The sequence below is a fragment of the Ignisphaera sp. genome (genome assembly GCA_038831005.1).
Taxonomy (GTDB): Archaea; Thermoproteota; Thermoprotei_A; order Sulfolobales; family Ignisphaeraceae; genus Ignisphaera.
Window position 1 is genome coordinate 38802 of sequence record JAWBKZ010000002.1, and the last position, 25337, is coordinate 64138.

The window sequence follows — 25337 nt, forward strand, 5'->3', positions numbered from 1 at the left end:
GAATTCAATTAAGTATAATTAGTAAGTACCTAAAATTAGTCAGTTGCAGAAATTCCACGAATACATCTAGTTCAATTGCTAAAGTAAAGGTAACTAAATAGAACATGTATAACATCTTGAATAAATCTCGTTGGACAAACGTCTAGTATTTTCAACAAATTCATCCATACACTTATGGATGAATGTACAAGTATTACTGTACAAATGTTTATATAGCTCGCAATATATAGTGAGGACAGAATATTTAGCATCGATTAAAGTGTGGTGTACATTATTGAAAAGCATCGATGAAGTGTTAAAACAAATTGAAGAAGATAACGTAAACTGGATACTGTTACAGTTCACAGATCTTCTCGGCTCGTTAAGGCAGGTTACAGTATCTAGATTTGTTAACGCTCTTGTTGGTAGATTCGATGGTAGTAGTGTTAAAGGGTTTGCTAATATCGAGGAAAGCGATTTAAGTCTTAAACCTGATTTCTCGACGTATGCTCTAATTCCATGGAATAATGGTACAGCCAGACTGATATGTGATGTGTATCTTACTTCAACACGTCTTTCAAAAGATCCGAGATATGTTGCCCAAAAAGTTGATAATATACTACTTGATCAAGGAACTAAGGCATTTGTATCAGCAGAACTAGAGTTCTTTATATTCGATAAAGTTCGTGTGAAAATAGACACATGGAGACAGTACTACGAGATCTGGAGTAACGAGGGTTACTGGAGTTCTGAAGCACCATTTAATCACACTAAAGATGGTTACTACTCGCATTATCCTAGGGATAGATTTGAGGATCTAAAGATCGAGATAGGGAATACCTTAAACAACTATTTTGGGTTAAAGGTAGAGGTTCTGCATCACGAAGTTGCTGCAGCATCTCAGCATGAGATAAACTTTAGGGGAGGATCTGCAACATATCTGGGTGACGCTATTCAAACAGCTAAATTTGTTATCAAATCTCTAGCACATAAAAGAGGCTTTATAGCAACGTTTATGCCTAAACCTATCTATGGTGATAATGGTTCTGGAATGCATATCCATGTAAGTATATGGAGAAATAATGTCAATCTATTCTATGATCCAAATGATGAATACGCTGGCTTAAGTCAATTCGCTAGATACTTTATAGGTGGCTTAATAGAGCATGGAAGAGCTCTTTCAGCTATAGTAAGTCCTACAGTAAACAGCTATAAAAGGTTGGTACCAGGTTATGAAGCACCCGTGTATCTTGTATGGGGAAAAGCCAACAGAAGTGCTGCAATAAGAATACCAGCGTACAATAACTTTGATAATAGTACGATAAGGATAGAATACAGGCCACCAGATTCAAGCTCTAATCCATATCTAGCTTCTGCAGCAATAATTCTTGCAGGACTTGATGGTGTTAAAAAGAAGATAGATCCGGGAAGCCCTACGGACGAGAATGTATATAAAATGAGTAGAGAAAGAAGACGATCGTTAGGAATAAAAGAGCTTCCAAGATCATTAGATGAAGCATTAGATGAGCTGGAGTGTGATAATGAATGGCTTAAACCTGCATTCTCTACAGAACTTATAGAGACATATATAGAGCTTAAACGTGAGGAGGCTAGAAAAATCATGTCTTATCCAACACCTATAGAGATATTCAGCTATATAAGCGTCTAGAACCTATACTCTAAATCAGATGGTTTATGCCCCAACTCACATTAAAGCATGTAGTGGATATAGATTACATAACTGTTGAACACTCTATTTCAAGATTCTTGGTGAACTATCTAGAGGTATCTAGAGGAAGTGGTTATGTAGTTGGGGTTAGCGGAGGCATAGATTCTGCTACAGCACTAGCTCTTGCTGTAAGAAGTGTAGGGCCAGAGAAAGTGTTTGCATTAATACTACCAGACATTGATACCACTCCTAGAGATGACGTGGAGGACGCTATAGAACTTGTAGAGAGGTTTGGTGTAGAATACCACATAATAGAGATATCAAGAGCCATACAAATATTCAAAGAATTGATACCTCTCTACAGTAACGATATAGCTGATAGACTTCCTCTAGGAAATCTGAGAGCTAGATTAAGAATGTGCATCCTCTACTACTACGCAAATAAACTCAATCACCTAGTCCTAGGAACAGGAGATAGAAGCGAATACCTTATAGGATACTTCACGAAATACGGTGATGGTGCAGCAGATATAGCACCACTAACAATACTCTACAAATCACAAGTGAGACACTTTGCTCAACATCTAGGTATACCAAACAAAATAATCAAGAAACCTAGTGCACCAAGACTCTGGCCAAACCATTTAGCAGAAGAAGAACTAGGAATAAAATACGAAGACATTGACCTAGTACTTACAGCATACATAGACCTAGGGATACCAGAAAACAAGATATCAGAGATAACGAACATCTGTAGAGAAGAAGTAGACAAGATACTGAAACTATATAGATCTAGTCATCACAAAAGGCAAGGAGCAATCATGCCAGACACAAAAATACTCGATATAATACAGAAAAAAATTCATGAAAACTTCTATAATCAAGTTCAAGAATAACATGAACATAAACTAGGTATAATGTGGTTATGTACACATCTACAAAACGTTAAAAAGCCACACAAAATGAGTTATTTTTATGGCGGCGGTCGTCTAGCCTGGTCAGGACGCCGGCCTCCCAAGCCGGAGATCCCGGGTTCAAATCCCGGCCGCCGCACCAAATAATTAGTTCTCAACTCATTTAAATAGCATTCAAAAGTATATCGTATACAATGGTTATTGATCGTATAACTGTGTCTATCATCTATTAGTGTCGATGAGCTAATAGTATTAACGAGTACAAAGGATTTTCGGTGAAAATTTACGATCTAGTTTTGTTGCATAAGTTATTTGAAAATAGCTATATTGGTGTTCATGATGGTGTTTTTCTGTTCATCTAGTTTGAAGTTCTCTAGTTTCTGAATGTTTCTGTCTACTTGAGTTTTCACAATTGTGATAAATTCGAGATGAGTTGTACATGAAGTCTAGTGGTAGTGGTGATTGTTGTAGTTTTGGTACTGGTTTATCTATTCTAATTCTTCTTATGGATAGCTCTTTTTATTGTCGAGATTATAAAGGATATGAGTTTGTCTGTTTTTTCAGCGGGTATTCCGATTCGATAGCTTCTAGCTATTGAGTAGAGATTTAGTGTAGCGTGCATTGGTATATACCCTAATCTGTAGGCTTCAACAAGATATTCAAGATTATCATCAATAACGATAGCTTCATCACCTTTGCAAAGTTCTATGCATTTTTTGTAGAGGATCTTCTTTATCGGTCCAAATCCGCTGTCTCTACCAACAATATGGTCTATAGTGTTACTCAATCCTATTTTATCTAATATAATGGTTACTATATCTGTTGGCTGTTTCGTAGCTATACAGATTCTTGTGTGTTCTCTAAGTTCATTTAGTAGATTAGGTTCTACAAGTAACTCTACATTATCTACAGCTCTAAGCTCATGTTGTTTAACTGCATCAGAAAGCTTTTGATATAGATCTAGATCTGTACTCCAATATCTAGTGAGAGTCCTATTAATGGTCTCCCACTTGTATAGAAAACCTTTTTCAATCAATAATCTTCTTAACTTGACCCAATTAATAGGTAGCTTAACTAATGTGGCATCGAAATCTGATACTACAACCCTTTTAGAGCTTAGTAAAAATTTTTGAAATTTGTTGAACCAAGTGTTTAGCTGTTCTCTTGAACTAGATAGATACTGTATCCATCTATTTTTCTCGGATCCAAACTTCTGGAAAGCTTTTGTGGTCTGAATAACAACCCTCGGTACATCACTTAGATCTACATCACTTTGTAGAGGATTCGATAAACCTATCTTAAAGAGCTTCAGCCATGTTCTAGGTATCTTCGGTAGGTATCTAAAGCCGTCCAGAAGCCATGCAAACGAGCCATCTCTAACATATAGTCTTTCCTTTAACTCTAAAGCATGGTCATCACCATAAAGATATAGAGCTACTAGAAGTGCTGAAAACCTATACTTCAGCGCTTCAGAGAGATCTATGCTTCCCCAGAATTTAGGGTTCAATTCAATTATATAATAGTCACCAAATTCATCAATATACCTAGTCTCAACCATTAGTATTCCACTCCATCTAAGTCTATCCACAATCTTTCTACCCAATTCAATAAGTCTAGGGTCTTTCACTATACCCTGGGCTGCTAAACTAGCTCCACCAATAGGTGTATACTCTACAACTCTCTGGTGAGTGAATTCGATTATCGGGACTCCATTGAACGCTAACGCATAATATCCTCTAGCAATACCTTCGACATACTCTTGAACAACAACAGGAGATCTAGTTAAAGCTTCTCTAACTGCTGTTTCATAACCTAAATGAAACGATGGGTTAGATGCATCACCGAGACCCTTAACCACTATAGGTGGCTTTAGACTATAGATTTTCTCGACATCATCTTCTTTCTCTATAAATACTTGGCGTGGATATAGAGCAATATCTCCTAGGATTTCGCTACATCTAACTCTGTTAGATGCTAAAACAATACTCTCATGTGGAGGAGAGATAAGGACTATATCGAGATCCTCAAAATATCTTCTATTTTTCGAGAATATGTAGAAATCTATAAAATCTATAGGTAAAACAGCTCTACATTGATACATCTTAGCTATACCTGCTACTAAGTAAACCCACTTGTTACTATCTCTATCAACTCTAACCATATGCACCTTATCGAAGTATCTAGAGAAGATATGTGGATGATACGTATGAGCCACACCAACAATTGCAAGCTTTAGTAAACTCTTTATAGATCTAGCTATAGCTACAGATTTTCTAGATGCTATAGAGGCTAAAACTATACAATCTCTCAACTTACCTCAGAAACAAGCCACTTTAGGAGGTACTATATATGCTGTTAGTATTGACACATGATGTTGATTGGGGACGAAAAGGTCCTTCTGTAAACCATGTCCTAGATAGATTAAACAGATTCGACTTAAACGATAGACTGAGGTTCTTCACTTTACGAGACAATATATACGATGGCGTAACGCTCATAATGGAGTATGAACAGAGACAAGGGGTAAAGTCCACTTTCTTCTTTAGACCAGTATATGACGATGGTTCAACAGTTGAAGAGTATAGCGATATAGTTTCAGAACTTAGAAGAGGTGGATGGGAGGTTGGTCTACATGCAAACAATGGCGAAGATCTGAGCTCTATAGCTAGCGAGAAGATGATGGTTGAGAAAGTGTATGTTGAACCAGTTGTCAGTATGAGAGTCCATTACCTAAGGATAAACCCAAACGTGATACCAATGCTTAAAACTATAGGTATAAAATTTGATAGCAGTTTGATGCCCTATAGATATGGAGTTTCGAAAAAGAATAGCGGATGTGTACTGTTTAAAGATGTTATTGAGTTACCTATAACTATTATGGATACATACATGTTCTCATACTGGAAAATAAACCCATTAAACACTTATGAAAAACTTATAGAGATACTGAAGATATTATCAAATGAAGGAATCAAACTAGCCACAATTCTTTGGCACACCAATAGTGTCAGAATGATTGGAGGTAAAGACTATCTAAGATTTGTTGAAGAAATATGGAGACTAGAATGGATTAAACCTATCTGTATGCGGGATCTCAAGGACTATATACATTTATGTAGATTAGATCTATGAAGAAGTTTTAACGATTTACTAATCTGGGGTAAAGTTTTAATAAACTCAAGAATATTGTTAATAAACATAGATCGTATATATAGCTTAATGTTATAGCAATTTAATGTACTTTATAGAACCTCCAGTACCCCAAACCCACTATAGAGAAAATCGTTATAAGTGTTACTCCTAGTATAGAGGGCTCTCGTTATACTATGAACAATCAGCGTTAAGGTGATTAATATTAGTGGTAAGCTCCATATAACATAGTGTGGATAAACAAATTGATTAAGTAGAATTAAAGTTAGAGATTCTATAGTAGATATTACATAGATACTCATTAAACTAATAGATTTACTTTATAGAAGTGGTAGAGAGTATCATTGGGATCACTATGGAGTAGACTTGAATATGGAAACCATGTAATTAGAGATAGATCACTATCTTCTCTATTAATATGGAATAAGAATTGATCTTTAATTGCATCGTCTAAAACACCTAGACATAGATATCAACTCCATCGACGTTATTATTAGTAATATCTAGAACAAGGTATCTAGCTATACTCCTTGTTTTCTCTCTTATGAATATGATGAATAAATTTATAGATGAGAATATTTCAAGATAGATAGATTTAACCGAAATAATTACCCATTATAGGGTATTTCTAGTTAAGGGTTATAACTGGTTAAAATGTTCTACTACAAAACTTATTTTGTATCTATACATGTATTATACTATATCTAGAGAGTGTGTAACGATGGGTATGAGCAGTAAAAGGCTGTTAAAACTTTTAAGTAATGTTGGTACCGAACTCTCGTTTAATGATCTATTGACTATGAGTGGACTTTCTCCCTCAACATTACGTAAGTATATTAAAGAGTTAGTTGAGATGGGGTATATTGTTGAAAAGAATGGTAGGTATGTGATTTCAGAAAAAGCTAAACTTGTACTTGAAGGCGAGAAACTTGGACATAAAATCGTTAGTAGAGATGCGGCTTATCTGTTTACAGACGAGAAAGGATTGCCATTACCTCTTATGATTGATAGTGTCGAGAAGCTCTATATAGCGGTAAAATATGGATTTGTATCACCAGAAATCGTTGTAGAACATATAGCGAGAGGTTATTTAACTAAATGGCTTTCAGAAGCTCTTGGAGCTCATATACTAGCAAAACATATCTCAAATACTAAGAATATAGAGGAGATTCTAAAGATATTGGAAGAATATATCGAATACCATGTGCAGGCAACTAGATAGTCAGCTAACCGTCTACATTATCCATACCTCTAGCCACATGTACTAATTGTAGTAAATATATATCTAGATCTCGGCACAATACCATTATTGATCGTATAGCTTAAAATCAATTAATTTACTATATTTTAGACACATCTAAACTTATAAAGCAAGTATCAAATATGCATTAGATGGTCATAGCTAGAGGAAATGTGGTATGGCTGTGTCTTGGGTAAAGGGTGTAGAACTTGGCTATAGTATCGCTAGACAAGGTAACACCAGGTTCCTGTGTAAAAGTTATTGAGGTATATGTGGATCTGCATTTAAAGAGTAGATTAATTAGTATGGGTATATATAGAGGAGCTATTGTAAAGGTTCTCGGTGTTTTTCAAGGACATGTAGTAATATCTTTGGATTCAGGTCTCGGTAGAAGAATAGCTCTATCTTACGGTATAGCAAGAAAAATTCTTGTAAGCAGTGACTCAGCTGTTCTGGGCTAAGGATAAAGTTTGGTTAATGTTATTGGTGAATGTTTTGAGCTCTATTGTCTCTAGATATATTGAGAAATGTTTTGGTAAAGAGTGTCTCAATACCATTTTGTCTGATTATGGTGTGAAGCTGTTTAGTAAAAATAGGCACAGGGAACGTGTTTGCTTAATTCCAAAGAGTGTATCTACAATTGTATCTATAGATCTAATAAACATTAATGTTGTAGCTGTGGGGATCATAATTGGCTGGATCGAGAAGAATTCGGTATTTATACCTTCAACACATCTATTCAATATGGTTAGAGAAAAGGGGTTTAGTATTGGCTGTAGCATTGTAGCTAAACAGCATGGTGTTAAGGCTTTTCTATATGGTAGAGATCTTCTAGCTTTATCTGTTGAAAGATTTCTTTATCCTGTTGAAAAAGATATGTATGTTGCTGTACTAGATTCCGAAGATATGAGTGTTATAGGTATAGGTAAGCTAGTGATAGATCCTTCTGACTTAGGTAAACTCTTATCTGAAGGCAAGGTTCTAGCACTTGTGGTTAAAAATGTCTTTGACTTAGGTATACTCTTAAGAGATGAAGAATACGTTTAGCGGTAACTCAGTATTCTCTCCAAGTGTATCCACATTTAGCACATTTATAGAAAGTTGTTGGCGGTTCATCAGCAGCTCTTGTCTGGATCTGCCATGCATAAATTTCGTTGTATTCACATTTAGGGCATCTAACTTCATTCTTTATTAATACAGCTGTTGGTGGTGCAGAAGATTTTTCATTTTCTACAACAACTGTTTTCTCCTTCTCGACATGCTTTATTACTCTCGAATATGTATGTTGTTTACTAGCACCTCCTTGTACAAGTTCGTAACCACATTTGCTGCATCTCCATATACGTTTCCTTGTATCTAGATTCATTATAGATCCACATTTAGGACAGAACATCATTGTTCTACACCATCAACAAACATGATGTGTTTAGTCTACTCTTGCTGTCTAGAACTTTTAAGTGTTTTACATTGCAATAGTTTTTCAGAATAGATATAATTACAATTTTTATTCCCCTTTATTCAACAGAATATAGTAGGTGATAGAATGTCTATAGAATATGGTGAGCTAGGGGATCTTAAGAATGGTAGTTACGTAGTTATAGATGGTGAGCCCTGCAGAGTTGTAGAGGTCTCCAGAGCTAAAACAGGTAAACATGGTAGTGCTAAAGTACATTTAGTGGCCATAGGTTTGTTCACCGGTTCTAGAAAAACATTGGTAGGTCCTGCTGACCAGAGAGTTGAGATACCCATAATCGATAAAAGGTATGGTCAGGTTATAGCTGTACTAGGCGATAAGGTACAGTTAATGGATCTAGAAAACTATGAGACCTTCGAAGTAGATCTACCAACAGATGATGAAGTAAGATCTAAGTTAGGACCAGGCGTAGAGGTAGAATACTGGTCTGTACTCGGTAGAAGGTTTATATATAGGATTAGGTAGCATTCTCTATGTCGTTTCTAGAATCAATTAAGAATCTTGTTATAAATTTTTTAAAGGGTAGAGAACCTTACCATGTAGCTGTAGAAAACTTTGTTAAAGAGCTTCAAAAAACATTACTGAGAGCCGATGTAAATGTTAAACTCGTTATAGAGCTCACCAACAGGATAAAGGAGAGAGCATTAAGAGAGACTCCCCCAGCCTACGTCTCTAAGCAAGAATGGTTCATCAAGATAGTTTATGATGAACTTTCATCCCTTTTTGGAGGAGACACAAAACCTAGCGTTTTCCCGGTAAAGACCCCCTATATACTGATGATGGTTGGAGTTCAAGGCTCAGGCAAAACCACTACAGCAGCTAAACTAGCCTACTTCTATAAAAGATATGGATACAAGCCATGCCTAATATGTGCTGATGTATATAGACCTGCTGCTTATGATCAGCTTCTACAACTAAGTAAGACAATTGATGTTCATTTTTGTGGAGATCAAACCAGCAACAACCCTATACACATTGTAGTTAAGTGTAGAGATATCTGTATGTCGAGCGGTAGCAACATAATAATCGTGGACACCGCAGGTAGACATGGATACGGTGAAGAAGAGCATCTTTTGAGAGAAATGCAGGAAATAGCAAAAACCATAAATCCAGACGAAATAGCTTTAGTAATTGATGCAACAATAGGACAAAAAGCATACGATCTTGCTCTGCGTTTTCATCAAGCTACACCAATAGGATCCATAATTGTTACAAAACTAGATGGTACAGCAAAAGGTGGTGGAGCTCTATCTGCAGTAGCAGCAACTAAAGCGGTAATAAAGTTCGTAGGAACTGGAGAGAAGACACCAGAGCTCGAGGTTTTTGAGCCTAGGAGATTTGTTGGTAGGATTCTTGGTTTAGGCGATCTACCTACACTTATAGATAAGCTGAAATCTGTTGAGGAGCATAAGGAGATTGAGCAGAGAGTATCAAAAGCTATAGCTTTAGGGAAACTCACGCTAGTAGATGTTTATCTTCAGATAAAGACCGTAAGAAAGTTGGGTCCTTTGTCCAAAGTTTTACAACTTATACCAGGGTTCTCGATGCTTCCCATAGATGATAAACAGCTCAAGATAAGTGAAGAAAAGATGGAGAAGTGGCTTGCGATAATGGATTCTATGACTTACGAAGAGCTCAAGAATCCCAAGATAATAGATAAATCAAGAATTATTCGTATAGCTAGAGGATCTGGTACAACAGTTGAAGATGTTAAAGAGTTGCTGAAGTACTATGAAATGGTGAACAGCATGATTAAGAACATGAAAAGGAGAACAGGGATCTTTAAGAAGATGGGTATAGATTTATCGAAACTCCAGATAGAGGGTATTGAGGATACGGGTTGAATAAAGATATGAATATCCTGGATAAAGCTATCGAAATTCTTAAGAAATACCCTCTATGCGATAGGTGTTTAGGAAGGCTTTTCGGTTACCTAGGTAAAGAACTCTCTAACCTAGATAGAGGGAAAGCCCTAAAATTACTCATAGTGCTTGATCTACATAGGAGACTGCAGGAAAATGAAATAGATCTAGATACTGCTAGAAATATAATCCTAAATACTCAAAAAGCTGATGTGCTGAAAAATCTGAACCTAGGTAGTCATGAAGATGGTCTACGGTATTGCTATATATGTGGTAATAAAATTGAGGAATGGATAAACACCTTCTCCGAAAAAATAGCTTCAGCTATTGTGTCACTAAACGTTCCTTCCTTTATTGTAGGTGTATCCTCGATTGACGAAGCTTCGGATAGAGAGAGCGAGATAGCTAAAGAATTCGACCTAAAATATTGGGAACACATCAAAAGAGAACTGAAGAGAGAAATAGGCAAAAAGGTAAGGTCGTTAGTAGGAACAAGAATAGATTTTGAGGATCCGGGAGCAACATTTATAGTCAATATAGAGAGCGGTAGTGTAGAGATAAGCTATTCGTCATTACTTGTATATGGTCGTTACTGGAAGTTTGGTAGAATGATCTCACAGAACAGGTGGATAGATAGAGGGGAAGGAAGAAAGTACGACCTATCTATTGAAGATGTTGTTATCTACACAAAAAACATATTGAGAGCCAATGACTACGCCATACATATCGCAGGTCGTGAAGATGTTGATGTGAGAACCCTCGGTAGCGGAAGACCTATAGTGATAGAGTTCAAGACCATCAATAGGGATGTATCAATTGAGGAAGTGGAGAGAATACTAAACAGTTATACACCTTGGCTTAGCTTCAGATTAATGATGAGGGTTAACAGAGAATTTGTATCGAGAATGAAGAGTAGTGCTAAGTCTTCTAGGAAAATCTATAGAGCGATAGTGTACACAGAGATACCTACTTCCGAAGAAAACATGCGCTTTCTTGACTCGTTTTTCAAAGATAGAGTTATCGAGCAGAGAACACCCACAAGGGTTCTAAGACGTAGGAAAGATGTTGTTAGAAGAAGAAAAGTTTATCGTGTAAAGTCAGTACATCTAGCTCCACACCTCTTTGAGGCATTAATCGAGTGTGATGGTGGCCTTTACGTGAAGGAACTTGTAACTGGAGACAATGGTAGATCTACTCCAAGTTTCTCAGAAGTTTTGGGTTGTAGAACAGAGTGTGTGATGCTTGATGTTCTTTATGTTCATGAGTACATTTAAGCTTTATCTTATACTACATCATTAGATCGGTATCTACTGGTGAAGAGGGGAATAATTTGGTAAAAGCTCCACAGGGATTAAGGCACAGAACTAGAAAGATCATGAAGAAAAGCGTTAGAGAGAAAGGTGCTGTACCTTCACTCAGTAAGATCTTGATAGAATACAGAGTTGGTGACAAAGTCTATATAGATGTTGATCCAGCTATCCATGGTGGTATGCCACATAGGAGATACATAGGTAGGGTTGGTACTATTGTAGGATTCAGAGGTAGAGCTCTTGAAGTCGAGCTTAGGATTGGTACAAAAACTAAAAGGTTATTCTTATTACCTGAACATTTGAAACCGGCTTTTGATGTAAATGAGAGAATCAAAGAGACGTTGATTAAGCTTAAGGAACTTGAGAGGATCAGAGAACTGCAAAGAGAACAAATGTTATCACTTTTATCTCAACTTAAGTAGCATACAACCTACCTTTGATTGGTGGTACTTTGTCATACCGAATACTAAATTACCGAGATATCCCGAACCCTATTGCTAAGAAGATTCTCGAAGAATATTTATCGAAACTGTATACAGTAGATGTTGTGGCAGAACCTGCTAGATCAGCACTAGAGTACCTACAGATAGTGTCTAAATGTGGTCCAGGTAAAGCTGAAGAATTGGTTGAGAAACTTCAGCTCATGAAGCTTAAGGATGTAACTATAGCGCTTATACTCAACATACGTCCTACTACATTAGATGAGCTCAGAATGCTTTTAGCTTTTGAAACAGTAACTCCTGAGGAAACAGAACTAAATAAGATTCTCGATCTAGTTAAGGAATATTGTAGCTAATTTTCTATTCATAATCTTTACATACATGGATCTCTTCTTAGGGAATATAGTATGAGATTCAAAGGGAAATTTAGAAGGTCTGGTATAGCTGACGAATATGCTATTGTATTAGACTACATGCCTATGGGCAATCCTTACGATAAACACACCTTTCATAGATCTACACCAGTAGCTCAAGGCATAGGCTCAAAGTATTTCACACTAGTTGAGATTGTTCCACCCAGAGGTAGAAACCTAGCAATAGGTGAGCGAATTCCCATATCTCTATATCCTAGAGGATACGAGATCAAAGTTTTTGATAGACTTGCTTATGAAGATCTTACCTCTGTCGCTCGTGCGAATTTAAACAAAGTTGTTCAAGATATAGTCCTGGAGAAAGAGAAGGTATTTGTCGAATTCTTCAATATTGCGGAGGCCATAAACATAAGGTTACATAGTCTGGAGCTTCTACCCGGTATAGGAAAGAAGACCCTTACATCAATTCTTGAGGAAAGAAGAAAGAAAAGTTTTGAGAATCTTGAAGACCTAAAGAAGCGGGTAAAGATAAGTGATCCAGCGAAAATTATTGTAGAGAGAATTATTCTAGAAATTCGACGTAGTGAAAAATATTATCTATTTGTTGAACCTTTTCCTCCATTACCTGATCATGTCTTCCTGAACTATTTGCAACTACTATATGAAAGAGTAGACTATGTTGAACCATGGTAATGGATCCTCTAAGTCTTTCAAAAAACGAGTTAATTAAATGGATTAAACATACTTTGAAATACTACGGCATCAAACTTAAGAAGAAACTTAGTCAAGTTATGCTTGTAGATCCTAAATCATATAGAAAGATCTTTGATACTGTTGCTAGTGTAAATGATGCACGAAACAATGTAGTTACAGAAATAGGTTCAGGATTCGGGACATTAACAGCATCTCTAGCAAGAGCATCAAATCTTTACATAATCGGTATAGAACTTGACAAAAGATTTGCTCCTATATTAAGGGAGGTGCAGGAGTCCTTTATTAATGTGGATATAGTTATTAGCGATGCGAGACTCCTTCTCCAGTCGATCAGATCTATAGACATGGTTGTTGGAAATCTTCCATACCATATAACATCAGATCTATTAACGGTAATAGGCAAAATCGATGTACGATACGCTTTAGTAACCGTTCAAAAAGATGTTGCTGATAGATTGATAGCTCAACCAGGTACGAAAAATTATGGCAAAATATCGCTATTTACCCAATACCTATTTGATGTAGAGTTGATAGAGATACTACCACCTAATCTATTTGTTCCACCACCAGAGGTTTTTTCAGCTATAGTTCTACTGAAACGTAAAAGAACGTACAAGGAGTACAGCTATGCAGAATCTTTAGTGAAGTGCTTGTTTAGTTTTAAAAGAAAGAATCTATTGAAATCTTTAAAAAGGTGTCTGAAGAAGAACAATATATGTAGCACGGAATTGAGCGAGAAGATATGGAGGAAGAGAGTGTTTCAACTTGCGCCAGAGGATATAGATATATTGGCTACTTTATTGAAGAGAACATGTTTAGAGAAGAAAGAATAGACGAAGTAGTGTTAATGGTTACAGAGAGAGTGTACAAACCTTCGCATGATAGTTATATTCTAGCTTCAACACTCTATGAAGTTCTAAACAACAATGAATTGCGTAGAAATCTGGTTCTCCTTGAAATTGGAAGTGGAACAGGATATATATCGATACGTTTATGTATGTCTATATACAGCAATCCCACGAAATACGTAATAGCAATAGATATTGATCCCTATGCTATTTACAGTTCATGGCTTTCCACAAAAATCAATGGAATGGATATGTACATCGATGTAGTGCAATGTGATAGTGCTTCCTGTATACGTAGCAACTCTATCGATATAGTGTATTTCAATCCTCCCTATCTCCCGGTATGTGATGATATTCCTGAAGCTATTGCATGGAATGGAGGTAAGAATGGTACAGAAATATGGAGGGAATTCTTCAACAATTCTCTAAGAATGTGTAGAGATAGATGTCGAATAGTATTCCTATTTTCATCTCTTCAGAATCTAGAAGAAGTACTAGAACATATACAAATATGTGAATATATTGAGTTACATCAATGTCAAAGCTTTTTCTATGAAACTCTATGCAGTATGGTGGTAGAATGTCGTCAGTAATAGTCAAGGTTGTTGTTGTTGGTATAGAGGGTGAAGCAAATCTAGGGTTTATTGCTAGACTATGCAGAAATTTTGATGTAGATGAACTTGCCCTAGTGAACCCCTTAATCAATCCTTGGTCAGAAGAGGTTCGAAGATATGCTGCAAATGGTGTTGTATTCATCGATAGCGGTAAAATGAAGATCTATAGCTCTCTAGATGATGCTCTTAGAGATGTTGGGTTAGCCGCATGTACATCGGCTGTTATCAATACGGATTCCAGTGATATTCTTAGAAAAGCAATAGAATTAGAGGACTTCATATCCACAGTCCCTAGCTACAGAAGTATAGCCATAGTATTTGGTAGAGAAAGTGTTGGTCTCACAAGAGAAGAGATATCGAAATGTCATCTCCTTGTTCATATAGCTGCAAACCCTGAGTATCCTGTTCTAAACCTTAGTCATGCCATTGGAATAGTTCTCTACAGATTATATAAGACATTAAATAAAACAAGCCTTCTTAACTATGTCGATAAAGTTGATGAAAGACAGTTAGAGATCTTAGAACGATACATAGATGAATTAGCTTATGCTACTGCAAGAGATGAAAGACACAGACAGTTATTTGCATTAACTTTCAAAAGACTTGTGAGAAAATCTATTGCATCAAATCAAGAAGCAGGACTTTTAATAACATTTATAAGGAGGATCGCTAGAAAGCTTAAGTTAGAAGAAAACAACAACAGTACTGAACTTAATGGTGTAAAGATATGCCCTTAAAGCCAGCCCGATGTTATACACATCAAGATAGACCTCCATACACAAGAAAGGAGTATATACATGGAATCCCTATGCCTAAGATAACGAAATTCGTTATGGGTAATACTAAAATAGATGCAGAAGTTAAAGGCGTTCTCATATCACTTGAAAGAGGCTTTATAAGGCATAACGCTCTAGAGGCAGCTAGAGTCATGACCCACAAGTACCTAAGCACAAACGTTGGAGATACAAACTATATGCTTGTGATAAAAATATATCCACACCAGGTACTTAGAGAACACAAAATGATGGCTTTTGCAGGAGCAGACCGTTTACAAGAAGGTATGAGGAGAGCATTTGGCAAACCCATCGGTACTGCGGCTTATGTAGAACCTGAAACTGTAGTTATAGAGATCTATGGGCTTAAACAACATGTAGAACACATTAAAGAAGCTTTAAGAAGAGCTTCAACAAAACTTCCGGTAAAATGCCACATAGATATAGTGTACCTAAAGAAGTAGGAATCATGGATTTCTGCAAAGATTTTGACTTCGATATAGATAGAGTAGTGAAAGTAGTAAAAGAAAATAAAGTCCAAAGGATACTTATCCAGCTTCCTGAAGGATTTTATAGATGTTATAACTATATAGCAAAAAGTATAAGAGATCTAGCTGGAGAGATAGATATTATACTTTCGTTAAATCCTAGTCATGGTCCATGTCTTGTAGATGAATATACAGCAAGAGAGGTAGGTGCAGAGCTTATACTACATTTCGGTCACACAGAATACCCTTTATATAGACCCTCTATCAATACATTATTTGTTCCTGTAGAATATGTATCTGCTGATTTCGAGAAAATAGGGAAAATGATTAAGGATATATGTTCTAAAAACAAAAAGATCTGTATAACAACAACAGCTCAACATACATCCTTAGCGAGAAAACTAAATCATAAAGATTGTGATATTATATTCAAAGGCATTTCTCTAGGATGTATGTCCACCAATGTTAGCGGTTGCGCCAACCTTGTAGTTATTGCTGGAGGAATGTTTAATTGCATTTCTCAATACCTAATGGTAAGGTCCAGAGATCCAACAATCGATGTAATGTGTGTAGATCCCTATACATACAGATTGTGGTCGCCGGTTAAAGAAGTGGATAGAATTATGAGGATCAGACTTTGGAAAACAGCAAAAGCTTCAGAAGGTAGGAGGTGGCTTATTGTTACAGGCTTCTATGGACAATCTAGAGAAGATCTTGTTGATGCTCTGTTGGAGAGGTTGAGGAATAAAGGTCTATACGTAGATGTAGCGAAAGTATTAAAATTGGATAGAAATGTTATCACTAACATAGGGAGCAATTATGATGTTATAGTCGTTGCTTCATGTCCTTATCTAGCGTTTGATTTTTATGACGTAGATGTACCTGTTATAACTCCAGGTGAGGCTTTAATGGTTATCGATGACATGAAGGATAGGTATGTATATCCATGGTGAGAAGCAGGAAAGAGCTAGAGATCCTGCTTAGTAAAGTACCATACTTAATATCGCCATCTATAGCTCTTGAGCAGTATCTATGTGATAGTTCTGTAGCTTCAGAACTTCTCTGGATGGCTCATATGTATGAAGGTATAGTGGGTAAATCTGTTGTTGATTTAGGTTGTGGTACAGGTAGGCTTAGTTATGGGGCGCTGCTTCTTGGTGCTAAGGATGTTATATGTGTAGATATAGATGTTAAGGCGTTAAATGTAGCTAAGGTTTTTCTCGTAAGTGAGGGTTTTAACAATATTCATTTTGTTAATGCTGATGTGAATTTCCTCGATATTAAGAACATAGATACCGTTGTTATGAACCCCCCATTTGGTGTATATAAAAAAGGACTAGATATAGTTTTTCTCAAAAAAGCTCTAGAGTTTAAGCCTAAAGCTGTATACACTATACATAAATATAACCCCGAATCTCATATACTCATCTACAGAACTGTGCAAAATGAAGGATACACAATTAGGAATATGTTAGTGAGGTTCATGTCCATAGGAGCTGTATACCCGAAACATAGAAAACGCATCCACAGGTTTAAGGTATCTATGTACGCTATATCGAGATATAGAGGAATATATGTATGAGCAAAAGGATTGCTTTACCTGGCGAACCTCTGTGTAAAGAAGAGGAGTATTTAGCTCATAAGGGTGTGTATGTAGATGAAAATGGAATCGTTAGAGCATCTATGGTAGGCGAACCTGTTTACGATAATGCGAACAGACGTGTGCAAATAAAGCCAATTAAAGAATTGAAAATACCTAAGACTGGTGAAACTGTCATAGGGTATGTAGATGCTATGAGAGACGATATGGCTTTCATTAAGATAATTGGTTACGATATAGCTAAACCATTCAAACACAGTTTCACGGGAGTACTCCATATATCTCAAGTAACAGATGCTAAAGGTGACAGTCTTTACAACTACGTAAGACCAGGAGATTTGATAAGGGTCAAGGTTCTAAACAGCTATATACCTATACTCGTTACCGCTAAAGAACCCAGACTAGGGGTCATTCTGGCCTTCTGCTCTAGGTGTGGTAACGAGCTCTACAAGGATGGAGATAAACTTAAATGTAGTGTATGTGGTAATACCGAGATTAGAAAAATATCTCTAGACTACATGAAGGTCAAAGGTAAGAGAAATGCCAAAGCCTAGTGGTAGCTATATAGAGAGATCCTTCTCCTATAGCTGTAATAACGTATCAAAATGTCTTGAAATTCTTGAGAAAATAGATGAAGAGTTATCTCTAGAAGCTGATCTGCAAATCGAGATGAGATCTAATAAACTAATCATTAAGGTGATAGGATTGGAGCCTAATGTTATATCAGCTATTACAAAAATCAGAGACTTTCTATCGATGTATGGATCTCCTAAACACGATCCTAAAAGAGGTATTTCTTCAGAAATTATAGTTAGATACACAAAGAGAATGATACCTCTTGATGTTCTTGCCTACGTACTTAAGAAAGAATTCGATATTGATGCAGAAGTAAATGGTTCACTAATATACGCTGATACAGATCTAGATACCGTAATAACTGTAGCAAAAAAGGTTGCTGAAGTTCAGCAGAAAATTGAGTCTATGCCATACTCGAGTAGTCTAAAGAAGTTGCTTATAGCTGCTGTAGCTATATATAATACTAGCCATGTAGAAATCATTGAAGCTCTTCAGAGCCTTGGTTACCTAAATGAGAAAAACGAATTGACAATACCCTGGCTTCAAGCATTAGAAGAACTTGATGATATTTTTAACAAAAATGATGTGTAGCATAAGAATTTATAGATCAAAATATATTGAAGCAATAGTGTAGTGTGTAGCGCTATGGCTGTGAACTTCATATTGAAGAAGTATACAGAAAGAGAGATAAGGATAGTTATACAAGATCAGGATAAATATACATTACCAAATCTGTTAACAAAGCTTGCCTTAAGGAAGCCTGGGGTAACATTTGCAGGATATATAATAGAGCATCCAATGGTGTCTTACCCAGAAGTAGTTATAGTGACAGATGGTACAAAGAATCCTATGGAGATCCTAGAAGAGGTTATAGCAGAAGCAAAAGCAATAGCAATCAAATTCTTAGAAACACTAGATATGGTTCTTAAGAATGCAGCTAAAGAAAGAAACACGAATATTGCTCATCAATGAAGTAGAAGGTCGTATTGTAGCCACAGTATTGAGGGGAAGAGCTAGAATAGAAAACATTATACCTATTGAAAGCTGTGACAAACTAGTAGAATTCCTGGAATCGAGGAAAGGAATAGCTGCAGAAATAAACTATGTACTAGATAATAATGTTTGCAGGAGTATGAGTCAGAAGTCAATTAGCTTATCAGAAATAAAGGATAGAGAGTTAGTAGAAGCAGTAAAAGAAGTTGAAGAAATTATTAAGAAGGCTAAGATGAGAATGATCCAAATTAAATCACGGATGACTAAAATCTAACAATGTGGTTTACATGTTTATGGACTTAGTAGATTACAAATAAGTGATGCTATAGAGAATGCGATTTCCTATACACACAATATCGATTCTTATAGTGGCTGATGACACCAGTATAATATACATTAGTATTGGTCTTCGATTCGAGGTAAACTTATATACTGTAAACACGGTACACAATATCGTGCTACAGACTTTACATGAAGATCTCTACATGAAGATGATGGCAGGTTTTAAGTACTGACATATGATGATAAACCCACGCTATGATCTATACCTATCCAAGAACTTCTTTACTATTTCTACAGTTTTAACTGGATCTGCACGTCCTTTAGTTTTCTTCATCACCAGACCAACAATGTAATTTACTGCTCTAGGATTCTCTAATGCATCTTTTACTGCTCTAGGATTCTCATTCATAACCTCTATAACTGTTCTCTCTAGTGTAGCCTCATCTTCTATTTTTACATATCCTTCACGAATTAAGGTATCAACATCTAGTCCTTCTTTTATAATCATGGGCAGCAATTCTTTGAGCATTTTTATCGATATAACTCCTTGATCTAGATATTGAAGGAGTTTAACAACATGCGTTGGCGCTATCTTCAATGATTTTACATCTATGTTGTATTCTTTTATCCATCGCAAAAAGTCTGTTATAAGTAGATCTGAAAGTTTCTTGTAGTTTGTATACATCTTGGCACAACTTTCGAAGAAGTCTGCAAGCCATTTTGATAGTACTAGAATTGATGCTCTATATTCATCTAGTTCGTATTGTTTCATGAATCTCTCTATTCTTGCATCTGGAAGTTCTGGCATATCTTTAGCCACAGACTCTATAAAGCTCTCAGTTATATGCATAGGCGGTAGATCTGGATCTGGAAAATATCTATAGTCTTCTTCAAATTCTTTAGATCTTAAAGGTACTGTAACTCCTCTATCGCCATCCCAATGTCTTGTCTCTCTCTTTATATCTCCACCTTGTTCCACTATCCTCTTCTGTCTTATTATTTCATATGATAGTGCCTTCTCAACTTCTTTTATTGAGCCTATGTTCTTTACCTCAACTCTACTTCCACCAGCTATAGAGATATTCGCATCAACTCTAAAAGCTCCCTCGAAGGAGGTATCTGTAGCTCCTAGATATTCGAGAATTGCGATAAGTTTTTCAAGAAAAGCTCTAGCCTCTTTAGGGCTCTCTATATCAGGTTCGGTAACGATCTCTAGTAGAGCAATACCAGATCTATTATAATCCACGAGGCTGTAGGGACTAGTATCTATGCTACCTATGTAGTGTATTTTGCCTGGATCTTCCTCAATATTTATCCTTCTTATCCTCACAATCTTTGACTTATTATTACTATAGATCTTTATATAACCATTCCTAGCTATTGGTGTAAGCCCTATACCATCGTACTGACTTATCTGGTAATTCTTAGGTAGATCTGGATAGAAGTAGTGCTTCCTTACAAAAACGAGTTTACCACTTATTTCACAATTAAGTGCTAGAGCTACAGCTATAGCATACCCTATGGCTTTCTTGTTTACAGTAGGTAATGTTCCTGGAAGACCTAGACATACTGGACATACATATGTGTTGGGCTTACCACCTCTATAATCAGTAGGTGTTGAACAGAAAAGCTTACTCTTAAGTGATGTTAGCTGCACATGTATTTCGAGACCTATCTTTACCGATAGTGAAGACATGTTGTATCACACATCAACAATAAAGTCCCTAAGTTTTAGAGCCTCTTCTAGTGATTTAGATATATAGAAAGCTGTAGCCTCATCCATGTAGTTAGTCATGATCTGTAGACCTATAGGAAGATTGTTGTAAAATCCTACAGGAAGACTTAAAGCAGGTCCCCCTATCAAGTTCGCTATAACTGTATTCAAATCAGCATAGTACATTTTTATAGGATCTTCTAGAAACTCTCCTATCCTTGGGGGTAGAATAGGTGTGGTAGGGCTTAGAATGGCATTATATTTACTGAATATCTTGTTAAATGTTTCTTTAAGCATTCTACGAAACCTAAGAGCCTTCAGATAGTACATGTCTCTATACCCCATACTCAGAACATAGGCACCTAGAGCTATCCTCTTTTTAACTTCGTAACCAAACCCCTTTGTTCTTACTTCACGATAAGTCTCTATCCAGCTCTTGTTCTCGACCTCAATCCTTAAACCATATCTAACACCATCATATCTAGCTAGATTCGAACTAGCTTCAGCCATAGATATTATGTAGTAAGCAGCTACACATTGTTTAGCATAAGGTATCTCTATTTCCTCACATTCATGATAACTACAGAGCTTGTCCACAGCTTTGTAGGTTTCATTTCTAACAACATCATCTGAATATTCAAAAAGATCCTTAGCTATTGCTATCTTCAATCTAGGCTCTCTATGAAATAGATCATACATCTCTTCACGTATATCACCAACTTTAGTAGGTAGAGATGTGGAATCCTTTGGATCATGACCCGCTATAACATTCAGTAACATCGCTAGATCATCTGTATTTCTAGCCATAGGACCTATCTGATCCAGGCTACTACCATAAGCTATAAGACCATATCTACTCACAAGACCATAAGTTGGTTTCAAACCAAAGGTAGCTGTAAAAGATGATGGATTCCTTACAGAACCACCAGTATCCGATCCTAGAGCAACAGTTACTTCACCAGCTGCTAACGCTGCCGCACTTCCTCCAGAAGATCCTCCAGGAGATCTAGATAAATCCCATGGATTTCTAGTCACAAAAAATGCGCTTGTTTCTGTAGTAGACCCCATAGCAAATTCATCCATGTTCGTTTTACCTATTATTATTGCTCCTTCACTCTTTAACCTAGTTATTACTGTAGCATCATAGGGAGGTACATAGTTCTCAAGCATTCTGGATCCACATGTAGTTCTAATACCTTTCGTAGAGATATTGTCTTTTACAGCAACGGCTATGCCAAACAACCTAGGATGATTCCTACCATCAGCATATCTCTTTATAAGGTATTCAGCTTCAGCTATAATCTCTTCTAAAGGCCTTAGCGTTATAAATGCTTTTACTTTCTCTTCAACTCTGTAGATCCTATTGTAGACTCTATACAGGTATTCAACTATAAGATTAGGGTCTGAATGAAACAGGTCTAGAAGCTTGTACATGGACAACGACGTCAGATCCAAAGAGAATCACTCAGAAATAGTTCTAGGTGCCTTCACATAGTTATCGATAAGTATAGTATTTTCTTCTAACATACCATGTTCTTCATCAATACTTTCAGTTTCTTCGTCTTCACGTAAAGGAAGCGATATATCATGCACATGATATAGGGGCTCCCAATTGTTTAGGTCTTCCACGGTATTTAGCATATTAAACATATCGATTATATTTTTGACCTCTTTTTGAATTCTGTTCTTCTCATCTTCTGTAAACTTTATTAGCACAAGATTCTCTAAATACTCAATAATATCACTATACATGTTCATTACCTTGTATTTTTCATAATTTCTAGCTAGGTTATAAGGTTTTTATTATCTGAATACTATATTAAACAGAGATTCAGGTGGTAGAATATATATGTAAACGAACTAGTAGAAGAGTTGGTGGAATTTGTTGAAGATAGGTCAATTATCCTCATGGGTATAGAAGAGCTTCAAGCCATGGGATACAACATTATAAGCTTTATCTTGGATCTAGGTCGAGATGTAGAATATGCAGGAATATCTTTTGAATACATCATGGCTCTGAATAAGCTAAGGCCTGTAGCGTTGATAGTACATCTCGATCCCAATAAAGTTAGGAACATGAACATGGAGTATGTAATGAAGGTTCTATTGAGATACAATGGATATCTATACGGTTCTCAAGAAACTGTAGGGTTCCTGGTACCCATCAAGGACAACAACATCAAGTATTTCATCAAAAATACTGTACCTAAATTTATTGAGGAAATCTCTGGATATCGTATAGAGCCACGTATAACTGGATACACTATTGATTTACAGCTCTAAAAAAGAACTAAAGAAGTTCTCCATGTATTAATACAATCTACGGGTATATGTTTTCTGTTCACCACATAATTTATTTAGTATCTAGCTACAGATAATGTGGTGCAGATATCACGAGGTAATGTATGTTAGATCTTAAGGTATAGCACTATGGATAAGGCAATAGTATTTTATATTAGTGATTGGATAGATGAAGAGGATTTTAAACTTCTCACGAAATTCACTAAGTATCTAGGTAGAGAGGAAGGGAAATCAAGATTTCAACTTGATACAAATAAACTTTCTAGAGCAGTTAGAGAGGGTGAAGTAGAGCCTAGTGATGTGCTAGATATACTGATTGATTATGATGCTGAATTCGAGACAGGATGTATAGATGATGTTAGGAAGATTGTTGAAGATTTTATGCCTAAAGTGTTGGTAAAGATGCAGAATAACGAAGTGGTTTTGGTTCCAAGCACTTATCTTGGCGAGAAAATCGATGATGTTAAGAAGAAGGGGTGGATAATATATGAGAGGTCTACGAAGATGTTCAAGCTGCTTAAACCTATGTATTTTTTTGATGTTATTGAGACACTGAAAAACAATGGTATTGTCGTTATTAATGAGAGCAGTATTAGCGATAGAATTGATATACCGTTAAAGATCTCCTTCAAAGGCGAATTACGGGACTACCAGATAGAGGCTCTAGATTCATGGCGTAAGAACGGCTATAGAGGTATTGTAGCACTACCTACAGGTACAGGTAAGACTATCATTGCTGTATCAGCTATAGCTGAACTTAATGTTAAGACACTTGTAGTAACTTATACCAAGGAGCAAATGTTTCAATGGGGAGAAAAGATAGCTGGTTTTACAGGTATACCTAAATCACTAATAGGATTTTTCTATAGCTCCGAGAAACGCATAGCTCCAGTAACCATTACCACGTATCAATCGGCATTTAGATACATAAAATCGCTTTCACCTTATTTCTCCTTCTTAGTTGTAGATGAAGTACATCATCTGCCTGCAGACAAATTCAGGTATATAGCTGAAAACATGTTTGCAAAATACAGACTAGGTCTTTCGGCTACAGTCATAAGGGAGGATGGAAGGCATAACGAGCTCTTCCCACTAATGGGTGGTATCGTCTACAGCAGGTCTGTTGCAGAATTAGCACAACTAGGTTATATAGCTCCCTTCACTATAGAGTCAATCAAAGTAAATCTTACACCAGAAGAAAAGAAAAAATACAAAGAGCTTATAGAGAGATATAGAAGACTGGTGGCTGGAAAAACTTTTGAAGAAATTCTTGAAGAAGCTAGAAGAGGAATACCAGAAGCCCTAGAAGCTGTAAAAATTAGAGCAGAACTAAGGATGCTTGTACATAATGCTGAAGAAAAGATTAAAACTGTTGAAGGAATAGTATCTAAAGAACTCGAACAAGGAAGCAAAATAATAGTGTTTACACAATATGTAGAGCAAGCCAAAAAACTTGCTGAAAAACTTCAAACACACTACATAATTGGAGAACTAGATGAAACAACAAGAAGAAGAAGATTAGAAGCCTTTAAACAAGGATTACTGAGAGTACTGGTTCTAACAACAGTCGGCGATGAAGGTATAGACATACCTGACGCAAACGTCGGCATAATTGTAGCAGGCACATCATCAAGAAGACAGTTCATCCAAAGATTAGGCAGAATCTTAAGACCTGCACCAAACAAACATGCAAAACTATACGAGATAATAGTTAAGGGAACATTCGAGGAATTCGAATCTAGAAAAAGAAAAGAAGCTATCAAACTCATGTTCCAGGATCTTCTACTCAATGCTTAACATTATCACGCAAATGTTGATTTATTGGAGTTCAATAGCGCTGTAAAACTGTAAACCATGTAGACGAATTCTATAGACAAACAAAGTATCTAACGGTAGCTTGTTTCAGATGTATTTATTGATGAATATCACAACCTTTGGAACATCATACACTAACATAAGATACAATACTGAAGTAGACAAGAAAAAGACTAAGGACTAACAGGTTTAGAACAACCCAACTAGAGA

Annotated in this window: 28 protein-coding genes, 1 tRNA gene and 1 pseudogene; 25 read left to right on the top strand and 5 right to left on the bottom strand. The window is 36.4% G+C overall.

Annotated features, from left to right (window positions below; translation table 11 throughout):
- The first annotated feature begins 274 nt into the window (after positions 1–274).
- The 3 genes from glnA (at position 275) to QXK50_01875 (ending at position 2704) form a co-directional block, all read left to right on the top strand.
- Positions 275–1648: a type I glutamate--ammonia ligase gene (gene glnA, locus QXK50_01865; GenBank protein MEM2007910.1), complete on the top strand. Its 1374-nt coding sequence runs from the start codon at positions 275–277 to the stop codon at positions 1646–1648.
- A gap of 26 nt (positions 1649–1674) precedes the next feature.
- On the top strand, positions 1675–2544 hold the full coding sequence (locus QXK50_01870) for an NAD+ synthase (GenBank protein ID MEM2007911.1): 870 nt from the start codon (positions 1675–1677) through the stop codon (positions 2542–2544).
- A gap of 82 nt (positions 2545–2626) precedes the next feature.
- Positions 2627–2704: transfer RNA gene (locus tag QXK50_01875), tRNA-Gly, on the top strand.
- Positions 2705–3055: 351 nt separating this feature from the next.
- Here QXK50_01875 and QXK50_01880 read toward each other — a convergent pair.
- Positions 3056–4873: a hypothetical protein gene (locus QXK50_01880; protein ID MEM2007912.1), complete on the bottom strand. Its 1818-nt coding sequence runs from the start codon at positions 4871–4873 to the stop codon at positions 3056–3058.
- Between the two features lie 38 nt (positions 4874–4911).
- Here QXK50_01880 and QXK50_01885 point away from each other — a divergent pair, with 38 nt between their 5' ends.
- From QXK50_01885 to QXK50_01900, 4 genes are all read left to right on the top strand, one after another.
- A complete protein-coding gene (locus QXK50_01885; GenBank protein ID MEM2007913.1) occupies positions 4912–5694 on the top strand; it encodes a hypothetical protein in 783 nt (260 codons plus the stop codon).
- Between the two features lie 739 nt (positions 5695–6433).
- Positions 6434–6934 carry a winged helix-turn-helix transcriptional regulator gene (locus QXK50_01890; GenBank protein MEM2007914.1) on the top strand — a complete coding sequence of 167 codons (501 nt, stop codon included), beginning with the start codon at positions 6434–6436 and terminating at the stop codon, positions 6932–6934.
- Positions 6935–7161: 227 nt separating this feature from the next.
- The gene (locus QXK50_01895; GenBank protein ID MEM2007915.1) at positions 7162–7413 is read left to right on the top strand and encodes a FeoA family protein; all 252 of its coding nucleotides are present in this window, start codon (positions 7162–7164) and stop codon (positions 7411–7413) included.
- 34 nt (positions 7414–7447) lie between these two features.
- On the top strand, positions 7448–7999 hold the full coding sequence (locus tag QXK50_01900) for a hypothetical protein (GenBank protein MEM2007916.1): 552 nt from the start codon (positions 7448–7450) through the stop codon (positions 7997–7999).
- A 7-nt stretch (positions 8000–8006) separates the two neighbouring features.
- Here the strand turns inward: QXK50_01900 and QXK50_01905 are convergent, their stop codons facing one another.
- On the bottom strand, positions 8007–8348 hold the full coding sequence (locus tag QXK50_01905) for a transcription factor S (protein ID MEM2007917.1): 342 nt from the start codon (positions 8346–8348) through the stop codon (positions 8007–8009).
- 147 nt (positions 8349–8495) lie between these two features.
- Between QXK50_01905 and QXK50_01910 the strand changes: the two genes are divergently transcribed.
- From QXK50_01910 to QXK50_01985, 16 genes and pseudogenes are all read left to right on the top strand, one after another.
- Positions 8496–8891, top strand: coding sequence for a translation initiation factor IF-5A (locus QXK50_01910; GenBank protein MEM2007918.1), 396 nt, complete (start codon positions 8496–8498; stop codon positions 8889–8891).
- 8 nt (positions 8892–8899) lie between these two features.
- Positions 8900–10270: a signal recognition particle protein Srp54 gene (locus tag QXK50_01915; protein ID MEM2007919.1), complete on the top strand. Its 1371-nt coding sequence runs from the start codon at positions 8900–8902 to the stop codon at positions 10268–10270.
- The gene (locus tag QXK50_01920) at positions 10267–11562 is read left to right on the top strand and encodes a tRNA pseudouridine(54/55) synthase Pus10 (GenBank protein MEM2007920.1); all 1296 of its coding nucleotides are present in this window, start codon (positions 10267–10269) and stop codon (positions 11560–11562) included. The genes QXK50_01915 and QXK50_01920 overlap by 4 nt, the downstream gene beginning before the upstream one ends.
- Before the next feature lie 56 nt (positions 11563–11618).
- Positions 11619–11909: pseudogene (locus QXK50_01925) on the top strand (50S ribosomal protein L21e).
- 140 nt (positions 11910–12049) lie between these two features.
- Positions 12050–12394, top strand: coding sequence for a hypothetical protein (locus QXK50_01930; protein ID MEM2007921.1), 345 nt, complete (start codon positions 12050–12052; stop codon positions 12392–12394).
- 51 nt (positions 12395–12445) lie between these two features.
- Positions 12446–13102 carry a DUF655 domain-containing protein gene (locus tag QXK50_01935; protein MEM2007922.1) on the top strand — a complete coding sequence of 219 codons (657 nt, stop codon included), beginning with the start codon at positions 12446–12448 and terminating at the stop codon, positions 13100–13102.
- The gene (gene rsmA, locus QXK50_01940; protein ID MEM2007923.1) at positions 13102–13956 is read left to right on the top strand and encodes a 16S rRNA (adenine(1518)-N(6)/adenine(1519)-N(6))-dimethyltransferase RsmA; all 855 of its coding nucleotides are present in this window, start codon (positions 13102–13104) and stop codon (positions 13954–13956) included. Before QXK50_01935 ends, rsmA begins: the two co-directional genes overlap by 1 nt.
- Entirely contained in the window at positions 13866–14564 is a 699-nt protein-coding gene (locus tag QXK50_01945; GenBank protein MEM2007924.1) for a methyltransferase, read from the top strand. The genes rsmA and QXK50_01945 overlap by 91 nt, the downstream gene beginning before the upstream one ends.
- Positions 14552–15322: a TrmH family RNA methyltransferase gene (locus QXK50_01950; GenBank protein MEM2007925.1), complete on the top strand. Its 771-nt coding sequence runs from the start codon at positions 14552–14554 to the stop codon at positions 15320–15322. Before QXK50_01945 ends, QXK50_01950 begins: the two co-directional genes overlap by 13 nt.
- Positions 15313–15822 carry a 50S ribosomal protein L16 gene (locus QXK50_01955; protein MEM2007926.1) on the top strand — a complete coding sequence of 170 codons (510 nt, stop codon included), beginning with the start codon at positions 15313–15315 and terminating at the stop codon, positions 15820–15822. The genes QXK50_01950 and QXK50_01955 overlap by 10 nt, the downstream gene beginning before the upstream one ends.
- Before the next feature lie 5 nt (positions 15823–15827).
- Positions 15828–16799, top strand: a complete 972-nt coding sequence (locus QXK50_01960) for a diphthamide synthesis protein (protein ID MEM2007927.1) — start codon at positions 15828–15830, stop codon at positions 16797–16799.
- Complete coding sequence (locus QXK50_01965) at positions 16793–17428, top strand: METTL5 family protein (GenBank protein ID MEM2007928.1); 636 nt, start codon at positions 16793–16795, stop codon at positions 17426–17428. Before QXK50_01960 ends, QXK50_01965 begins: the two co-directional genes overlap by 7 nt.
- A complete protein-coding gene (locus QXK50_01970) occupies positions 17425–18000 on the top strand; it encodes an exosome complex RNA-binding protein Csl4 (protein ID MEM2007929.1) in 576 nt (191 codons plus the stop codon). The genes QXK50_01965 and QXK50_01970 overlap by 4 nt, the downstream gene beginning before the upstream one ends.
- The gene (locus QXK50_01975; GenBank protein ID MEM2007930.1) at positions 17987–18613 is read left to right on the top strand and encodes a DUF2067 family protein; all 627 of its coding nucleotides are present in this window, start codon (positions 17987–17989) and stop codon (positions 18611–18613) included. Before QXK50_01970 ends, QXK50_01975 begins: the two co-directional genes overlap by 14 nt.
- 54 nt (positions 18614–18667) lie before the next feature.
- On the top strand, positions 18668–18994 hold the full coding sequence (locus tag QXK50_01980; GenBank protein MEM2007931.1) for an RpoL/Rpb11 RNA polymerase subunit family protein: 327 nt from the start codon (positions 18668–18670) through the stop codon (positions 18992–18994).
- Entirely contained in the window at positions 18954–19289 is a 336-nt protein-coding gene (locus tag QXK50_01985; protein ID MEM2007932.1) for a hypothetical protein, read from the top strand. The genes QXK50_01980 and QXK50_01985 overlap by 41 nt, the downstream gene beginning before the upstream one ends.
- Before the next feature lie 261 nt (positions 19290–19550).
- On the opposite strand, the gene gatB is transcribed toward QXK50_01985, so the two are convergent.
- Genes gatB through gatC form a run of 3 tightly spaced genes read right to left on the bottom strand, consistent with a single transcriptional unit; the run spans position 19551 to position 22763 of the window.
- Positions 19551–20993, bottom strand: coding sequence for an Asp-tRNA(Asn)/Glu-tRNA(Gln) amidotransferase subunit GatB (gatB, locus tag QXK50_01990; protein ID MEM2007933.1), 1443 nt, complete (start codon positions 20991–20993; stop codon positions 19551–19553).
- A 6-nt stretch (positions 20994–20999) separates the two neighbouring features.
- Positions 21000–22466, bottom strand: a complete 1467-nt coding sequence (gene gatA / locus QXK50_01995) for an Asp-tRNA(Asn)/Glu-tRNA(Gln) amidotransferase subunit GatA (protein ID MEM2007934.1) — start codon at positions 22464–22466, stop codon at positions 21000–21002.
- Between the two features lie 6 nt (positions 22467–22472).
- Entirely contained in the window at positions 22473–22763 is a 291-nt protein-coding gene (gene gatC, locus QXK50_02000) for an Asp-tRNA(Asn)/Glu-tRNA(Gln) amidotransferase subunit GatC (protein ID MEM2007935.1), read from the bottom strand.
- 120 nt (positions 22764–22883) lie between these two features.
- Here gatC and QXK50_02005 point away from each other — a divergent pair, with 120 nt between their 5' ends.
- Both QXK50_02005 and QXK50_02010 read left to right on the top strand, forming a co-directional pair.
- Complete coding sequence (locus QXK50_02005; protein ID MEM2007936.1) at positions 22884–23294, top strand: hypothetical protein; 411 nt, start codon at positions 22884–22886, stop codon at positions 23292–23294.
- Positions 23295–23441: 147 nt separating this feature from the next.
- Positions 23442–25109: a DEAD/DEAH box helicase gene (locus QXK50_02010; GenBank protein MEM2007937.1), complete on the top strand. Its 1668-nt coding sequence runs from the start codon at positions 23442–23444 to the stop codon at positions 25107–25109.
- The last annotated feature ends 228 nt before the right edge of the window (positions 25110–25337 follow it).

Excerpts from the sequence above, each read along its gene's own strand:
- QXK50_02010 (MEM2007937.1), top strand. The coding sequence starts at position 23,442 with ATGGATAAGGCAATAGTATTTTATATTAGTGATTGGATAGATGAAGAG.
- QXK50_01980 (MEM2007931.1), top strand. The coding sequence starts at position 18,668 with ATGGCTGTGAACTTCATATTGAAGAAGTATACAGAAAGAGAGATAAGG.
- QXK50_01910 (MEM2007918.1), top strand. The coding sequence starts at position 8,496 with ATGTCTATAGAATATGGTGAGCTAGGGGATCTTAAGAATGGTAGTTAC.
- QXK50_01935 (MEM2007922.1), top strand. The coding sequence starts at position 12,446 with ATGAGATTCAAAGGGAAATTTAGAAGGTCTGGTATAGCTGACGAATAT.
- QXK50_01945 (MEM2007924.1), top strand. The coding sequence starts at position 13,866 with ATGGAGGAAGAGAGTGTTTCAACTTGCGCCAGAGGATATAGATATATT.
- QXK50_01985 (MEM2007932.1), top strand. The coding sequence starts at position 18,954 with ATGCAGCTAAAGAAAGAAACACGAATATTGCTCATCAATGAAGTAGAA.
- rsmA (MEM2007923.1), top strand. The coding sequence starts at position 13,102 with ATGGATCCTCTAAGTCTTTCAAAAAACGAGTTAATTAAATGGATTAAA.
- gatC (MEM2007935.1), bottom strand. The coding sequence starts at position 22,763 with ATGTATAGTGATATTATTGAGTATTTAGAGAATCTTGTGCTAATAAAG.
- QXK50_01870 (MEM2007911.1), top strand. The coding sequence starts at position 1,675 with ATGCCCCAACTCACATTAAAGCATGTAGTGGATATAGATTACATAACT.
- QXK50_01960 (MEM2007927.1), top strand. The coding sequence starts at position 15,828 with ATGGATTTCTGCAAAGATTTTGACTTCGATATAGATAGAGTAGTGAAA.
- QXK50_01905 (MEM2007917.1), bottom strand. The coding sequence starts at position 8,348 with ATGATGTTCTGTCCTAAATGTGGATCTATAATGAATCTAGATACAAGG.
- QXK50_01915 (MEM2007919.1), top strand. The coding sequence starts at position 8,900 with ATGTCGTTTCTAGAATCAATTAAGAATCTTGTTATAAATTTTTTAAAG.
- QXK50_01890 (MEM2007914.1), top strand. The coding sequence starts at position 6,434 with ATGGGTATGAGCAGTAAAAGGCTGTTAAAACTTTTAAGTAATGTTGGT.
- QXK50_01885 (MEM2007913.1), top strand. The coding sequence starts at position 4,912 with ATGCTGTTAGTATTGACACATGATGTTGATTGGGGACGAAAAGGTCCT.
- QXK50_01955 (MEM2007926.1), top strand. The coding sequence starts at position 15,313 with ATGCCCTTAAAGCCAGCCCGATGTTATACACATCAAGATAGACCTCCA.
- QXK50_01950 (MEM2007925.1), top strand. The coding sequence starts at position 14,552 with ATGTCGTCAGTAATAGTCAAGGTTGTTGTTGTTGGTATAGAGGGTGAA.
- QXK50_01970 (MEM2007929.1), top strand. The coding sequence starts at position 17,425 with ATGAGCAAAAGGATTGCTTTACCTGGCGAACCTCTGTGTAAAGAAGAG.
- gatB (MEM2007933.1), bottom strand. The coding sequence starts at position 20,993 with ATGTCTTCACTATCGGTAAAGATAGGTCTCGAAATACATGTGCAGCTA.
- QXK50_01975 (MEM2007930.1), top strand. The coding sequence starts at position 17,987 with ATGCCAAAGCCTAGTGGTAGCTATATAGAGAGATCCTTCTCCTATAGC.
- QXK50_01965 (MEM2007928.1), top strand. The coding sequence starts at position 16,793 with ATGGTGAGAAGCAGGAAAGAGCTAGAGATCCTGCTTAGTAAAGTACCA.